This window comes from Pseudoalteromonas sp. HF66 (assembly GCF_011806445.1).
In the GTDB taxonomy this organism is placed as follows: Bacteria; Pseudomonadota; Gammaproteobacteria; order Enterobacterales; family Alteromonadaceae; genus Pseudoalteromonas; species Pseudoalteromonas apostichopi.
Map to the genome: position 1 here is coordinate 176,233 of NZ_JAATOU010000001.1, position 14,179 is coordinate 190,411.

At 41.6% G+C, this 14,179-nt stretch carries 17 protein-coding genes; 14 read left to right on the forward strand and 3 right to left on the reverse strand.

The window, feature by feature from the left end; translation table 11 throughout:
- Nucleotides 1-291 precede the first annotated feature (291 nt).
- The 10 genes from HCZ11_RS19535 (at nt 292) to HCZ11_RS00780 (ending at nt 7,438) form a co-directional block, all read left to right on the forward strand.
- Nucleotides 292-981, forward strand: coding sequence for a TenA family transcriptional regulator (locus HCZ11_RS19535; protein ID WP_205987957.1), 690 nt, complete (start codon nt 292-294; stop codon nt 979-981).
- Nucleotides 978-1,754, forward strand: a complete 777-nt coding sequence (locus tag HCZ11_RS00740; RefSeq protein WP_130052983.1) for an SDR family oxidoreductase — start codon at nt 978-980, stop codon at nt 1,752-1,754. The genes HCZ11_RS19535 and HCZ11_RS00740 overlap by 4 nt, the downstream gene beginning before the upstream one ends.
- Before the next feature lie 47 nt (nt 1,755-1,801).
- Complete coding sequence (locus HCZ11_RS00745; protein WP_239978018.1) at nt 1,802-2,422, forward strand: hypothetical protein; 621 nt, start codon at nt 1,802-1,804, stop codon at nt 2,420-2,422.
- A gap of 3 nt (nt 2,423-2,425) precedes the next feature.
- The gene (locus HCZ11_RS00750) at nt 2,426-3,085 is read left to right on the forward strand and encodes a response regulator transcription factor (RefSeq protein ID WP_167657339.1); all 660 of its coding nucleotides are present in this window, start codon (nt 2,426-2,428) and stop codon (nt 3,083-3,085) included.
- The gene (locus tag HCZ11_RS00755) at nt 3,085-4,395 is read left to right on the forward strand and encodes an ATP-binding protein (RefSeq protein WP_167657340.1); all 1,311 of its coding nucleotides are present in this window, start codon (nt 3,085-3,087) and stop codon (nt 4,393-4,395) included. Before HCZ11_RS00750 ends, HCZ11_RS00755 begins: the two co-directional genes overlap by 1 nt.
- Nucleotides 4,388-4,735, forward strand: coding sequence for a cupredoxin domain-containing protein (locus HCZ11_RS00760; RefSeq protein ID WP_256854101.1), 348 nt, complete (start codon nt 4,388-4,390; stop codon nt 4,733-4,735). Before HCZ11_RS00755 ends, HCZ11_RS00760 begins: the two co-directional genes overlap by 8 nt.
- Nucleotides 4,719-5,468, forward strand: coding sequence for an iron transporter (locus HCZ11_RS00765; RefSeq protein ID WP_250662072.1), 750 nt, complete (start codon nt 4,719-4,721; stop codon nt 5,466-5,468). Before HCZ11_RS00760 ends, HCZ11_RS00765 begins: the two co-directional genes overlap by 17 nt.
- Nucleotides 5,468-6,160 carry a hypothetical protein gene (locus tag HCZ11_RS00770; protein WP_239978019.1) on the forward strand — a complete coding sequence of 231 codons (693 nt, stop codon included), beginning with the start codon at nt 5,468-5,470 and terminating at the stop codon, nt 6,158-6,160. Before HCZ11_RS00765 ends, HCZ11_RS00770 begins: the two co-directional genes overlap by 1 nt.
- A 200-nt stretch (nt 6,161-6,360) precedes the next feature.
- Entirely contained in the window at nt 6,361-6,570 is a 210-nt protein-coding gene (locus HCZ11_RS00775; RefSeq protein ID WP_036972536.1) for a cold-shock protein, read from the forward strand.
- 172 nt (nt 6,571-6,742) lie between these two features.
- Nucleotides 6,743-7,438, forward strand: a complete 696-nt coding sequence (locus tag HCZ11_RS00780) for an ABC transporter substrate-binding protein (RefSeq protein ID WP_167657341.1) — start codon at nt 6,743-6,745, stop codon at nt 7,436-7,438.
- Here the strand turns inward: HCZ11_RS00780 and HCZ11_RS00785 are convergent.
- The 3 genes from HCZ11_RS00785 to udk all read right to left on the reverse strand — a co-directional run bounded on the left by HCZ11_RS00785 (nt 7,435) and on the right by udk (nt 10,192).
- Nucleotides 7,435-8,163: an ABC transporter substrate-binding protein gene (locus HCZ11_RS00785; RefSeq protein WP_167657342.1), complete on the reverse strand. Its 729-nt coding sequence runs from the start codon at nt 8,161-8,163 to the stop codon at nt 7,435-7,437. The genes HCZ11_RS00780 and HCZ11_RS00785 overlap by 4 nt on opposite strands.
- A gap of 157 nt (nt 8,164-8,320) precedes the next feature.
- Nucleotides 8,321-9,544 (reverse strand): NupC/NupG family nucleoside CNT transporter, encoded by a 1,224-nt coding sequence (locus HCZ11_RS00790; RefSeq protein ID WP_130052976.1) that lies wholly within the window; start codon nt 9,542-9,544, stop codon nt 8,321-8,323.
- An 18-nt stretch (nt 9,545-9,562) separates the two neighbouring features.
- Nucleotides 9,563-10,192: a uridine kinase gene (gene udk, locus HCZ11_RS00795; RefSeq protein WP_130052975.1), complete on the reverse strand. Its 630-nt coding sequence runs from the start codon at nt 10,190-10,192 to the stop codon at nt 9,563-9,565.
- Between the two features lie 191 nt (nt 10,193-10,383).
- Between udk and HCZ11_RS00800 the strand changes: the two genes are divergently transcribed.
- The 4 genes from HCZ11_RS00800 (at nt 10,384) to HCZ11_RS00815 (ending at nt 14,110) form a co-directional block, all read left to right on the forward strand.
- Nucleotides 10,384-11,613 carry a phosphopentomutase gene (locus tag HCZ11_RS00800; protein ID WP_130052974.1) on the forward strand — a complete coding sequence of 410 codons (1,230 nt, stop codon included), beginning with the start codon at nt 10,384-10,386 and terminating at the stop codon, nt 11,611-11,613.
- Nucleotides 11,613-12,314 carry a purine-nucleoside phosphorylase gene (deoD, locus tag HCZ11_RS00805; RefSeq protein WP_130052973.1) on the forward strand — a complete coding sequence of 234 codons (702 nt, stop codon included), beginning with the start codon at nt 11,613-11,615 and terminating at the stop codon, nt 12,312-12,314. Before HCZ11_RS00800 ends, deoD begins: the two co-directional genes overlap by 1 nt.
- Nucleotides 12,315-12,525: 211 nt before the next feature.
- Nucleotides 12,526-13,266 (forward strand): ferredoxin--NADP reductase, encoded by a 741-nt coding sequence (locus HCZ11_RS00810; protein ID WP_130052972.1) that lies wholly within the window; start codon nt 12,526-12,528, stop codon nt 13,264-13,266.
- A gap of 70 nt (nt 13,267-13,336) precedes the next feature.
- The gene (locus HCZ11_RS00815) at nt 13,337-14,110 is read left to right on the forward strand and encodes a nuclear transport factor 2 family protein (protein ID WP_254869043.1); all 774 of its coding nucleotides are present in this window, start codon (nt 13,337-13,339) and stop codon (nt 14,108-14,110) included.
- Nucleotides 14,111-14,179 lie beyond the last annotated feature (69 nt).

The following is a 14,179-nucleotide window of genomic DNA, read 5'->3' on the forward strand; positions in this document are numbered from 1 at the left end:
TTGCTCAGCCACAGTCAGGTACAGCAAGCTGTCGTTATTGGCGAAGGCCAAGCGTTTTTAGCTGCGCTTATCTTTGCAAACCAAGCGATGAGTGACAATGAGCTTGCAGCACACATTGCTAAACAAAACGCGCAGTTACCCGAATACGCACAGATAAAAAAATGGCATCGTCTGGCAGAGCCAATGAGCCACACCCAAGGTTTATTAACTAGCAATAATCGCCCAAAACGCGATGTTATTAACCAATTTTTTGCTAGAGAAATTTCAGCATTTTACAAAGAGGCGACGAGCATGAGTCAATTTTTCAATACATTACAAGCCGAAACACAAAATGAGCGCGACTATCTTTTAGCTGCGCCGATTATTGGCCGAGTTTTTAAAGGTGAAGTAAGCCTTAGTGAATATGCATCGTTTTTAACTCAAGCATATCACCATGTTAAGCACACAGTGCCACTACTAATGGCTGTGGGTGCAAAGCTTACCGATAAACAAGAGTGGCTGCGTGAAGCTGTTGCAGAATACATTGAAGAAGAGTTAGGCCATCAAGAATGGGTATTAAATGATATTGCTGCATGCGGTTTTGATAAAGAGTTGGTACGTAATTCTCGTCCACAGTTTTCGACCGAATTAATGGTGTCGTATGCCTATGATGCAATTAATCGCGGTAATCCTTTAGCTTTCTTTGGTATGGTTCATGTGCTTGAAGGTACTTCTATTGCATTAGCAGATAATGCTGCAGGACAAATCCGTGAGGTTGTTGGGCTACCTAAAAAGGCTTTTTCATACCTTACTTCGCACGGTGCACTTGATATTGAACACGTTAAGTTCTTCGAATCACTAATGAATAAAATAGACAACGAGGACGACCAACAAGCCATTATTCACGCCGCTAAATGTTTTTACAAACTATACGGCAATATTTTTCGTGACCTCGACTCAGAACCTTTCTTTACAGAGGCGGACATGGAGCAAAGCGCATGAGTAGCCCAGTTTGTGTGCTAACCGGCGCAACTGGGGGCATTGGCCGTGCTATTGCTCTTAGCCTTGTGAAAGAAGGGTGGCGTTTATTGCTGGTAGGCCGAAATGTTAAGCAACTTGCTGCACTGAAGTTGGAGTGTGGTAATGACGCAGAGTATTTTCAGGCTGATCTAAGTAACAGTGAATCCCGTGATGATCTTGCCAAGTTTGCTCAGCAAATTGGTGGTGCAACATTACTTATCAATAATGCAGGCGTCAATGTGATGCAGGGCTTTAGTGAAATCAGTGAGCAGCAAATAGATCACCTGTTAAATATCAACCTGCATGTGCCAATTAAATTATGCCAGCTATTTTTACCACAAATTACACGCAACAAAGGCACGATTGTGAATATAGGTTCATCGTTTGGTAGCATCGGATATCCATATCAAACCTTGTACTGCGCCAGCAAGTTTGGACTTAGAGGTATGACAGAAGCCCTTGCCAGAGAGCTCAGCCACAGCGATGTGAAAATATTGTATTTAGCACCTCGCGCGACTGATACCGCGATCAATTCGCCACAAGTGCGCGCGATGAACAAAGAGCTTGGTAACACGATGGATCCGCCTGAAAAAGTGGCAGATGCATTAATAGATTTAATTAAATCAAAAAAACGTCGCCGTTTTATCGGCTTCCCTGAAACATTATTTGCCCGTATTAACGGCGCATTTCCATCACTAGTTGATAACGCAATAGCAAAACAACTTCCTAAAATTAAAAGTTTTTTTGCGAACTAAATTGATTAAGGTGAATGATTATGACTAAACTAAATTTTAAAGCCCTAATGATGTTAGGTGTTATCATGGCCGCGCCTGCAAAAGCCGACTTTAATAGTGATTTAAGTTCGGTGCAAAAAAAGTGGGCAGTGGTTAATTACGAATTAGTTGATGATGCGCAATTAGATGCCTTTGAAAAACTAGCCAACGAAACGGCTGAATTTACAAAAGCGAATGACCAGCAGGCTGCAAGTCATATTTGGTACGGTATCGTGCTATCGAGTTATGCGGGAGCGAAAGGGGGCTTAGGTGCTCTTGGTCTTGCAAAAGATGCTAAAGCGCAATTTGAAAAAGCGCTAAGCTTAGATCCAAAAGCGCTCGACGGTTCAGCATACACCAGCCTTGCTACCTTGTACGGTAAAGTGCCGGGTTGGCCAATTGGTTTTGGTGATGATGATGAAGCGAAAAAGCTGTTTCAGCAAGCGCTTGAGCTAAATCCTCGTGGTATCGATAGTAACTATTTATATGCTTCATTCCTATATGACGAGCGTAAGTATAAATCAGCTAAAGAATTTTTATTGGTTGCTCAGCAAGCGCCAGCGCGCCCTGATAGACCAAAAGCAGATCTTTACCGCCAACAAGAAATTACTAAACTATTGGCTAAGGTAGAGAAAAAAATAAAGAGATAAACTATGCATTTATTGCTCGTTGAAGACGACCATTTAGTGGCTGAAGGCCTGTGCCGCTCTTTGCGTCAACAAGGATATAGTGTTGAACATAGTTCGACCGTTAAGTCAGCGATGCAATGGCTGCACAACGATGAAATTGAGCTGGTAGTCCTTGATTTAGGGCTACCTGACGGTGATGGCATCGACATTTTAAAGCATATAAAAAAACATCGTAAAAACATTCCTGTGGTGATTTTAACTGCTAGGGGTAGTATCGACGATAAAGTTATGGGTTTAGATTTAGGGGCTGATGATTATCTTGCAAAACCGTTTGATCCCGCTGAATTATTTGCACGTCTTCGGGTTGCAAGCAGGCGCCTGACACAAGCACAAACCAGCACCTTAAAAGTCGGTGATGTTGAAATGGATACCGCGGCTTTTACCGTGAGTTATCAAGGAGAGCCCGTTAATCTTCCGCGTAAAGAGTTCATGCTCCTTAAAGCTTTGTTAGAAAATCAGGGCCGCGTGCAATCAAAACAGCAGCTAGAAAGTAAACTCTATGAGTGGGGCGAAGAGGTGGGATCAAATACCATCGAAGTGCATATTCATCACTTACGTAAAAAATTTCCTAAAGAGTTCATAAAAACCTTACGCGGCATTGGTTATGTGGTAGGTAAACGCTAGTGTCAATTCGTAAGCGACTCACCTTACTTATCTTGTCTATGGTGATCTTAACCTGCTTTTTGGCTTTTACTAAAGGTTATCGAGAAAGTATGAATCAGGCTGAAGCACTGCTTGATAATGAGCTAGTAACGCTTGCGCATGTGTTGATTGAACAGCCGTTAAATAAAGAAACTCCTGCCTATACGAGTAATTTACCGCAGTTATTATTTCAGGTTTGGGTGGATGACAGTTTGGTCTCAAGCTCAAAGTCATTACAAAATAACCCAATCAATCAAAATCACTGGCAAACCGGGTTTAGTGTTGAGAATTTGGCAGGGCAACGAGTCAAAGTATACCGTTTAAGCGAAGGAGATAAGCGGGTGCTTATTGCTGAGCCATTGAGTAAACGTGTGGCACTAACAGAAACAGTGATTTTATCGGCTATGACGCCATTGTTATGGAGCGTACCAATCTTAGCACTGCTTATTAGTGTTTTTGTAAAACAAGGGCTTGCGCCACTCACTCGGTTATCTAATCAACTTAAACATAGACAAGCAAATGACTTTACTGCGATCCCTTGGCAGACCCCAGAACAAGAAATTAAACCCGTAATCAGCCGCTTAAACGATCTATTTAAGCGTGTTGAAAGTGCCTATTTACGAGAACGATTTTTTGCCTCAGATGCGGCCCATGAGCTGCGCACACCGCTTAGTAGCTTAAAAATAAATGTACATAATTTACTTGCCCAAGGTGTCGATAGTGTAGAACTTGATGCGATGGAAAAAGGCGTTGATAAACTGAGTAATATCGTTGAGCAGATGTTGATTTTAGGGCGAACATACCCAGAGCAGTGGCAGGCGCAATTTAGCCCTGTATCGGTATTAGAGGTTAGCCAGCAAGTTGTAGCACAACTTTATGACCGTATCGATGAAAAAGAGCATACAATTAGCATAGATGGTGATGATTTTATTATTGCTGGTGATGAATTCACTTTGATCACTTTATTTGGCAATTTACTGAGTAACGCCATAAAATATACACCAGCTGTGGGAGAGATTTGTATTACTCTTAAAGCCGAAGGTAATCGTTTTATCTGGCAAATTGATGACTCCGGTCCAGGTATTGATGAAGCTCAAAAGCAGCGCATTTTTAACCGTTTTTACCGCGTGGGTGGCGATAAACATCCATCCGGTGAGCAAGGAGCCGGGCTTGGTATGGCTATTGTTGAACACATAGTATCGATTTATAACGCTGATATTGCGCTTGCAGATAGTCACCTCGGTGGCTTGCGAGTAAGCGTCTCTTTTATGCAAGGAGAGATTAGTGAATAAATGGATTTTGGCATTCTCTATGCTGCTACTATGTATGTCGTCTTGGCTTGCTTATGCCAAAGAGTACAAACTGATCTTAAGAGATCATCTATTTTACCCCGCTGAAATTAAAGTACCTGCCAATAAAAAGCTGCGACTATTAATCGAAAATCAAGATGACACTCCTGAAGAGTTCGATAGCTTTGACTTAAACCGCGAAAAAGTGCTCTACCCAGGCCGAACCAGTGTGATTTATATCGGCCCATTAAGCCCTGGGCGTTATGATTTTTTTGGTGAATTTTCGCCTAACACTGCTCGAGGGACTGTTGTGGCTACGGAGGTGGATGATGCTGATAACTAGTCTGCTGATGAGTATAAATCAGCTTCTGCCTGTGGTTATTTTAGCTGTGCTTCTGGGTTTGATTGTGCCTTTAAATCAGCGTCAGCTATGTATTTATGCCGTTATTGGTATTGTGATGAGTTTAGTGTTTGTACAAGGCGCTGCATGGGTGAGCCAGTTATTTGATCATAGAGGCTTAGAGTTCATGCAAATGTTGCTGTGTATTGTGATTTTTGCAGCTGCATTAATTAGTTGTCAGCAACGAAGTCAGGCCGCAGCTGTCGCATTGGTTGCTACCATGACGTTGTATTTAAGTCACTACATGATTTATTTAGTCAGTTTCTGGCACAGCAAAGATACTGCTGAGCCACTGATACTTGGTACCTTATTAGGGGTTGGTATTTGTATTAGCTTTGGTGTGTTACTGTTCTTTTTACTTGAAAGTGTTGTTAAACGCGCAGGCGTGCAGCCTTTAGTTGTGTTGCTTGCCTTAAATGCAACAGCAAAGTTATTGATACTTCTTGATTTAGCAAGTCAGGTAGACCTACTCGATGTGACTTCAAATTATTTAGATTGGCGTGGGTTTCTAGTTGAAAACTCAGAACTAGGGCGGGTATTAAAAGCCTTATTGGGTTACGAAGCCACACCAAGTAAAACAGCGCTTTGGGTGTATGTAGTTGCAGCGTTGGTATTTATCGCCTTAGCGCGTGTTTTAAAAATTAAAAAGACAGAGGAGCCAGTATGCGGTTCTTAATGATTAGCTTAAGCTGTTTGCTGTTAGCAACTATTAGTCAAGTCGCACATGCTGATGGCATGGTGGTCGATAAAGTATATCACCCTTATGTAATGCCTTTTGAGCGCGAAGTAGAGTGGCGTTTAGTGTCGAGACAAACTGATAGCGGCAATGTTTTAGCGCAGCGCGCAGGTTTTGGTGGGGCAATTAATGACACCATGAGTCTTGAAGGTTATTTGGTTGGCGAACGAGACGATAACGGCGATTTTGGGTTATCTTCATACGAGGTCGAGTTACGTTGGCAGCTTGTTGAACAGGGACGATTATGGGCTGACTGGGGGGCACTATTTGAGCTTGAAAAACAACATACAGTGGATGCTTACGAAGCAACGACTGGCTTTTTATGGGAAAAAGAGTTTGGCCGTACAAGCCTGACTATGAATGCATTTTTAGTGTATGAATGGGGCGCAGATATCGAGAATGAGTGGGAAAGCGAGTTTCGTTTGCAGTATCGTTATCGCTATCGATCAGCATTTCAACCATCAATAGAAATTTACGCTGGTGAGGACTTTGTTGGGGTTGGTCCCGGCTTTATTGGTTTACATAGGTTTAGTCCAAAACGTCAGTTAAAATGGGAAGCTGGTTTTATCAGCGAACTGAGTCAATCCGGTAAAGATCATAGCTTTCGCTTAGCATTGGAATTTGAGTTTTAATGACGATAGTGTTTGACTTATCTTAGTAACTCTATATAGTGGGCACCAGCTAGAAAGAAAGCGTGTAATTAATAAATCTTTATTTCGTTGTTGTATAAGTAATACTTGTAGTACCGTCCTGAAGTTTTTAAGTACCATCTCATTTTTTGCTACACCCGCCCATTAGGGCATTTTTAATTTTTTATATCAGGAATAATACTATGTCTAACATCGTATCAGGTACAGTTAAGTGGTTTAACGAATCTAAAGGTTTTGGTTTCATCGAGCAAGAAAATGGCCCAGACGTGTTCGCACACTTCAGCGCTATTAAAAGCGACGGTTTCAAAACTTTAGCTGAAGGCCAACGTGTAGAGTTCACTCTTTCACAAGGTCAAAAAGGCCCACAAGCGGATAACATCACTCCGTTATAATTTTTACTTTTAGTAAAAATTAAGAAGAAGCAAGCTACGGCTTGCTTTTTTTGTGCTTAAAAATTGACTGAGCTAATGAAAATTTCTATATTTAATGCAGCTATTTAATTAGGGTGTATTAATTATCTTAAAATTATTGTTGTTAGCATGCCTAAGTTTTGCACCCGTAGTAATGGCAAAGGATAGTGTCACCATTTACACCGAGCAATTCCCGCCATATAATTTTTCAAACAAAGGGCACCTAGAAGGCATTAATCTTAAATTTGTCAAAGCAATGTGTGTTGATGCAGACATTGAATGTCACTTCGAGCTTTTACCTTGGTCTAGGGCATATCACTTTGCACAGAAAAAACCACAATCAGGCCTAGTCTCTACGGCACGAGTTCCTGATCGAGAAGAGTTATTCAAGTGGGTTGGTCCACTGGCTTCATCACGTAACTTTTTTTATCGCTTACAATCAAATGATCGCATTAATCCTATCGACTTATCTCAAGTAAAAGATCATAGTTTATGTGTTGTCAGAGACAGCATTTACGAAAAATTCGTAGAAAGCATTGGCTATGAAGGTGATAAAAATCTTCTAAAAGTGAGTCACTATTACGAATGTATTAACCTATTTTTTAAAAATAAAATTGAGCTGATCATAGGCTCAGAGCTATCGTTTAAATATCAATTAATGCAGTATGGTCACCAAGGCAGAGAAGTGGTTAAGTTAGTTGAATTGCCTCTGAATGGCGCCGTGGGTAACTTTCTAGCGCTAAATAAAGCATTACCTGATGAGTTAGTTGCTCGATTTCAAGCAAGTTATAACAAGCTGAGTAAACAAGGACTACTAGAAAAGTATATTGAGCAATATAAGGCGAATTAAGGTCGCTGTAGTAACATCACGGTATTGTATTTTGGCGTCACCATCACTTCATTAAATGCTTTTTTTAACGCATCCACATAGCGTTGTTCGGTATTAATATTTGCCGCGAGGTAGCCTTTCATGGTTAAAAAGTCGATACCATGCGTAAAGCTAAAGCGGCGCTCATCTAATGCCAGCTGCTCAGCCATAGCTGCAATATAATTTTTATCATCGATAATTAAATCAACCTTGCCCGACATTAACAGTTGATATGATTTATTGATATCCGAAGTATAGACCACAGTGTAACCACGGTCTGTTAGGCGCTGTGCCGCTAAATCATTACGCTGTACGGCTATTTTGTAATCTTTTGCTTGCTCGTTTGAGGTGATGTTTATATCTGTGCGAGAGCTTAATTTAACAAAGCCCATTTGATAGGTAGCCACTTCACCAATCCAATGAAAGTGTTTTTCGCGCTCAGGGGTCTTCGCCATACTATAAATAAAGATATTAGGTCTCTTAAGTGCCATATTGTAGGCACGGGCCCAAGGATAAAGCTCTATATTTGGGTTTATGTTTGCTTTGGCAAAAATAGCTTTAACTAATTCGGTGCTTTCACCGGAAACTTGGTTATTGATTAAAGTTTGGTTTGGTGGCGACAGCTCAGTCACAACGGTCAGGGTCGGTTCGCAAAGTGCTGGCCAACTAAAGAAAAGGATTAGTATATAAACTCGTAAAAATTTCATTTATGTACTTAAATAGACTTAGTAATTAAATCTTAGCACATAAAACGATAAAAGGGCCTTGCGGCCCTTGGTGAAGTATCGTTCAAGTAAGATAGACCTTTAACCCCTTAAAGTCCTATCCTATTGTTTTGCAACTACGGCTCATCTCATTAAGTTTCTAAGCTAGCGAGAGGAAAAAACCTGCAATTGCTGCACTCATGAGGTTAGCCATAGATCCTGCTAACACTGCTCTGAGCCCTAAGCGTGCGATATCCTTTCGCCGACTAGGCGCCATACCGCCTAATCCACCTAGTAAAATTGCTATCGATGATAAGTTAGCAAACCCACATAACGCGAATGTGACAATCGCTTGTGTGTGCGCACTTAACGTATCGCGATAATTAATAAAGTCGAGGTAAGCAACAAATTCGTTTACTACAACCTTCTGACCTATAAAACTGCCTGCGATTACTGCTTCGTTCCAAGGTACACCTAATAACCATGCAACTGGCGCGAATACGTAACCTAAAATTTCTTGTAGCGTTAATGTTGGATGATCAAACCAACCACCAATACCGCCTAATAGCCCATTTAAAAGTGCAATAAGTGCTACGAAAGCAAGTAACATAGCACCTACATTCAGTGCTAGATGCATACCGTTTGCGGCACCTGATGCAGCTGCATCAATTACGTTAACCGGTTTTTCTTCTTGTACGTCTAAATCAGCTAAATCTTCTTTTGGTGTTTCGGTCTCTGGCACAATCATTTTTGCCATTAAGAAACCACCTGGTGCCGCCATAAAGCTGGCTGCGATTAAGTATTTAAGCTCTACACCAATTGTTACGTAACCCGCCATAACAGAACCTGCTACGGTAGCAAGGCCACCTACCATTACCGCAAACAGCTCTGACTTAGTCATGCTGGCAATAAATGGCTTAACAATCAATGGTGCTTCTGTTTGGCCAACGAAAATATTGGCGGTTGCAGAAAGCGATTCAGGGCGAGAGGTTTTCAATAGCTTTTGTAAGCCACCGCCGAGAATCTTGATTATCCAATCCATTACTCCGATGTGATACAACACAGCAACTAATGCTGAGAAGAACACGATAACGGGCAATACTTGTATCGCAAAAATAAACCCTAAAGTATCTTGCGATGCCAGTGAGCCAAATAAGAAGCTTATACCGTCATTGGCATATCCAATAACCGATGAAACTCCTCGTGACATACTTGCTAGTACGTTTTTGCCCACTTCGAAGAACAAGACAAAGCCACCAATTAACACTTGTAGTAAAAAGGCGATGCCTACTGTTCTTAAATTAATCGCTTTACGGTTAGTTGAAGCCGCAAAAGCAATGCCTAGTAGCACAACAATGCCTACTAAGCTCATAAATGTTGTCATACTGACTATTTCCCGTTGTTATTGTTGCAGTAAATATTTTATTTTACTTTTAATTATATCAATGGCAACGCGATTCATACCGCCGCGAGTGACTACGAGATCAGCTTTGTGTTTTGATGGCTCAATAAACTGATAAAACATAGGTCGCACTGTCGCTTGATATTGATCAACAACGGACTGTAATGTTCTGCCACGCTGCTCCATATCTCGTTGCATACGGCGCATAAGGCAGATATCTAACGGTGTATCAATAAACACCTTAATATCAAATTCTTTTCGAAGTGCCGGATCACTCAGTAGCAAAATACCTTCAACGATAAGTACTTTTGCAGATGCAACTCGGCGCGTTTCATCGCTACGGGTATGCATTGCATAGTCATAAGTTGGTACGTCTACCGATTTTCCAGCGCGCAATTGAAGTAAGTGCTCATGCAAAAGCTCATGCTCGAAAGCATCAGGATGGTCGTAATTGGTTTGCGTTCGATGGTCAAACGGCAAATGCGACTGGTCTTTGTAATAAGCATCTTCTTCGATCACTGCGATCGCGCCCGGTTCAAGCTCATTGACTAATTCGTTATAAATTGTCTTGCTAAAAAGAGACTTGCCCGACGCAGATGCGCCAGCAATAGCTATAATTGTTCGTGTCACTAAAGTTCTCGCCCACACAGAAGGAAACATTGTTAGGTAGATCACAATAGCAAAAAAGACACGATTAATCTCTTTTGCTTCGCTTAGGGATGCAAATTTATAATGTTTCTGTTTTATGAAACAGGACTTATGTCCTGTACCAAAAATTCGAAGAGCATATAAAGTATTCACATATTGATAACGAGGTACCCATGGCAAGAGCACTCATCTTAATGGCAGATAGCCTAGGAATAGGCGCAGCACCTGACGCAGAGAAGTTTGGTGATGTAGGCGCAAATACTTTTGCTCATTTACTTAAAGCCTATGCAGAAGAAACTGGTGAGCATTTATCGCTGCCCAATCTTACCCGTCTAGGTTTAGCTGATGCATGCGAAGCCGCAGGTAAAGAACCTTGTTTAGTAAGTGACCGACAAGCACCTACTGGCGCGTGGGGTTACGCTAAAGAGTTATCAAGTGGTAAAGACACACCTTCTGGACATTGGGAAATGGCCGGTGTACCTGTGTTGTTTGATTGGGGTTATTTTCCAAATACACAGCCGTGTTTTCCACAAGAATTTGTTGATGAGCTTATTGCTCGCGCAGGTATTCCTGGCATCTTAGGTAACTGCTATGCCTCAGGAACGACCATTTTAGAACAACTAGGTGAAGAGCACATGCAAACTGGCATGCCAATTTGCTACACCTCAGTTGATAGCGTGTTTCAAATAGCCGCGCACGAAGAATCATTTGGACTGGAGAAACTTTATCAGGTTTGCGAAATCGCACGGGCGCTGCTTGATGAAATGAACATAGGAAGAGTGATTGCGCGGCCATTTTTGGGTTCGAGCAGCGATGATTTTGCCCGTACAGGTAATCGTCGTGACTACTCGGTGCTTCCACCGTCGCCAACTTTGCTAGATAAATTATCGCAAGACGGTGGTGAAGTGATCAGTATCGGTAAAATTTCTGATATTTATGCGCACCAAGGCATCACCCAAAAACACAAAGCGCCAGGGCTGATGAACTTACTTGAGAAAACCTCAGAAGTTATCGCAAGTGCACCTGATCATAGTTTGATTTTTACAAATTTAGTTGATTTTGATGAAAAGTACGGTCATCGCCGTAATGCAGTTGGCTACGCTAAAGCATTAAAAGAGTTTGATGATTATCTGCCGACCATTTTAAATCAGCTAAATAGCGATGATGTGTTAATCATTACCGCCGATCACGGATGTGATCCAACAGCAGCAGGCACTGACCATACACGTGAATACGTGCCAGTCCTTGCTTACCAACCGGGAATGACAAACACCCCGCTTGGAGAACGAGCTAGTTTTGCAGACATAGGTCAAACCCTTGCCCAGTGGTTTAATCTTCCTGCACTTGAATACGGTGATAGCTTTAACGACAAGCTATTAGCGAACAAAAAAGGAAACCAATAATGAGTACTCCTCATATCAGCGCCGATGTAGGCGAATTTGCAGAAACGGTATTAATGCCGGGTGATCCGCTTCGCGCTCAATACATTGCTGAAAACTTTTTAGATGACGCAAAACAAGTAACAGGCGTTCGTAATATGTATGGTTTTACCGGTACCTACAAAGGTAAACCAGTAAGTATTATGGGCTCTGGGATGGGTATTCCATCAATGTCAATTTATGCCCGTGAATTGATCGTTAGTTACGGCGTTAAAAATCTAATTCGTATTGGTACCTGTGGTGGTATTGGTAGCGATATCAAAATCCGTGACGTTATCTTTGCACAAGGTGCAAGTACTGATTCAAACGTAAACCGTGCGCGCGTTCGTGGTTACGACTTTGCCGCAATTGCTGATTTTGGTTTATTACTAAATGGTGTAAACGCAGCAAAAGAATTAGGTATTGAAGCGAAGGTAGGTAATGTATTTACAACAGATACATTCTATCAAGCAGATAACACTTTTTATCAAGAATTAGACAAGCTAGGCGTACTTGCTGTTGATATGGAAACAGCTGGCATGTACGGCGTAGCCGCTGAATACGGCGCAAAAGCGATGGCACTATTTACTGTAAGTGACCACGTAATCACTGGTGAAGCAACACCAAGTGAAGAGCGTCAAAGCACTTTTAACGAAATGGTTAAAATTGCTTTAGAATCAATTTAAATAAGTTCCTTGGTAACGTATTCACTGAAATTTGGAAACACGCCCAAAGTGAAGTGAGACTAACCTCAAAGCCGCATTTATGCGGCTTTTTTTATAGCTGCCTGTTTACCTCGCGTAAAATCCTGCTCGCAACTTGCAACCGCCCCTTAAAACTTGAAAATTCAACTAATTGTTGCCACTTTTAATAGAGGAACAACAATTGAGGATGTGTATGTCTAATTGGGTTGAAGCTAAGGTTAAAGACGTTAAATGGTGGACTGAGTCATTATTTAGCTTAATCGTTAATGCCGATGTTGAGCCATTTACGGCAGGGCAGTTTACTAAGTTAGCTATGCAAGTGGGTGATAAACGTGTTGCACGCGCATACTCTTATGTGAATGCGCCTAATAATCCCGATCTTGAGTTTTATCTTATTAACGTCAAAGACGGCCAACTTTCTCAGCAGCTAGCACAATTAAAACCAGGTGACTCAGTTACAATTGAACGTCGCGCCACAGGTTTTTTTACCCTTGATGAAGTACCTGGCAGCGAACAACTTTATATGCTGAGTACTGGTACAGCGCTTGGACCTTTTATTTCAATATTAGAGCAGGGTGAAGTGTGGCAAAAATTTGAGCATGTTCACCTAGTGCATGGTGTTCGTTTTAACGAGGACTTAAGCTATCAAGAGCGTATTAAAGCGCTTCAGCAACAGTACCCGAACCTTTACTATTCACCCGTAGTCAGCCGAGAGTCAGCCGAAGTAGGTTTTAATGGCCGGATCACAGATGTAATTAAAGACCATCGTTTGTTTGATGTAATAGGGCATCCTACTGTACCTGATACCGCACAGTTTATGATTTGCGGTAATCCAAAAATGGTAAAAGACACCACAGCTATTTTATTAGAGCTGGGTTTTAGCCGCAACAGACGCCGCGAACCTGGGCAGATAACAGTAGAGCAATATTGGTAAAAAACTATGCCAAGCAGTCATAATTTGCTACCTTAGCGCCTCAATCAGGCATGATGCATTTAGGAAAACTATGAAACCGTTATTTTTTGCAATCAGTTTATTATTCTCTTGGCAGTCAATTGCAAGTGACGAAACAGTAGAGCAAGTCCAACCTCAAATTAGCAATGAACAAAAAGCCGAAAAGAAGGACGTACCTAGCTTAGAGTTTATTGAAGAAAAGCCTGCAACAGAACAAAAATCAGCGTCTGAAACTGAAACAGCGAAAGCAACAGCCGAAAAAACTCAAAGCAGCGATGAGCAAAAAGCCACCGCAGAAGCTTTAAAAGCGGCTGCAGAAGTTGATGACAGCAAAGTGCTAGGCACGCAAACTCCCGCACCTGCAGAGCAACCAAAAACAGTTGCTGAAAAACAGCAAGCAGTTGCAGAAGCTGAAAAAGCCGTTAACCAAGCTAAAGAAGCCCTTACAGCTAAGCAGCAAGAAAAAGCGCGTCAGTCACGTGAATCGATGGCGGTGATTGAACAGCTGATTGCAGCTTATAATGCACGAAACATCGATGCATTCATTAAGATGTATGACGAAAACGTAGAGTTTTATACATTCCCGAATGAGTTGATGTTTAAAGGTAAAGAAAAGCTTATTGCTCGATATGGCATCATGTTTAAAAAGCTAAAGTGCATTAAGTCATCACCAATTAAACGCATTGTGCTTGGCAACATCGTGATTGATCATGAACTCTCTGAAACATGTTCACAAGACCCCAAAGTCGTCGACAAGCGTTCTGAGTTTGTCACCAGCTACAAAATAGAGAATGGCAAAATAACCAAAGTGTTATTCTTCCGTTAGAAAAAGAGCAGCTAAGCTGCTCTTTTTTATGGGTGAAAGTTAGTTGAATTCAAGTTGCAAGGGGAAAGG

Coding starts and splice junctions, on each gene's coding strand:
- HCZ11_RS19535 (WP_205987957.1), top strand. CDS start 292: ATGAGTCAATTTTTCAATACATTACAAGCCGAAACACAAAATGAGCGC.
- HCZ11_RS00740 (WP_130052983.1), top strand. CDS start 978: ATGAGTAGCCCAGTTTGTGTGCTAACCGGCGCAACTGGGGGCATTGGC.
- HCZ11_RS00745 (WP_239978018.1), top strand. CDS start 1,802: ATGATGTTAGGTGTTATCATGGCCGCGCCTGCAAAAGCCGACTTTAAT.
- HCZ11_RS00750 (WP_167657339.1), top strand. CDS start 2,426: ATGCATTTATTGCTCGTTGAAGACGACCATTTAGTGGCTGAAGGCCTG.
- HCZ11_RS00765 (WP_250662072.1), top strand. CDS start 4,719: ATGATGCTGATAACTAGTCTGCTGATGAGTATAAATCAGCTTCTGCCT.
- HCZ11_RS00770 (WP_239978019.1), top strand. CDS start 5,468: ATGATTAGCTTAAGCTGTTTGCTGTTAGCAACTATTAGTCAAGTCGCA.
- HCZ11_RS00775 (WP_036972536.1), top strand. CDS start 6,361: ATGTCTAACATCGTATCAGGTACAGTTAAGTGGTTTAACGAATCTAAA.
- HCZ11_RS00780 (WP_167657341.1), top strand. CDS start 6,743: ATGGCAAAGGATAGTGTCACCATTTACACCGAGCAATTCCCGCCATAT.
- HCZ11_RS00785 (WP_167657342.1), bottom strand. CDS start 8,163: ATGAAATTTTTACGAGTTTATATACTAATCCTTTTCTTTAGTTGGCCA.
- HCZ11_RS00790 (WP_130052976.1), bottom strand. CDS start 9,544: ATGACAACATTTATGAGCTTAGTAGGCATTGTTGTGCTACTAGGCATT.
- HCZ11_RS00800 (WP_130052974.1), top strand. CDS start 10,384: ATGGCAAGAGCACTCATCTTAATGGCAGATAGCCTAGGAATAGGCGCA.
- deoD (WP_130052973.1), top strand. CDS start 11,613: ATGAGTACTCCTCATATCAGCGCCGATGTAGGCGAATTTGCAGAAACG.
- HCZ11_RS00810 (WP_130052972.1), top strand. CDS start 12,526: ATGTCTAATTGGGTTGAAGCTAAGGTTAAAGACGTTAAATGGTGGACT.
- HCZ11_RS00815 (WP_254869043.1), top strand. CDS start 13,337: ATGAAACCGTTATTTTTTGCAATCAGTTTATTATTCTCTTGGCAGTCA.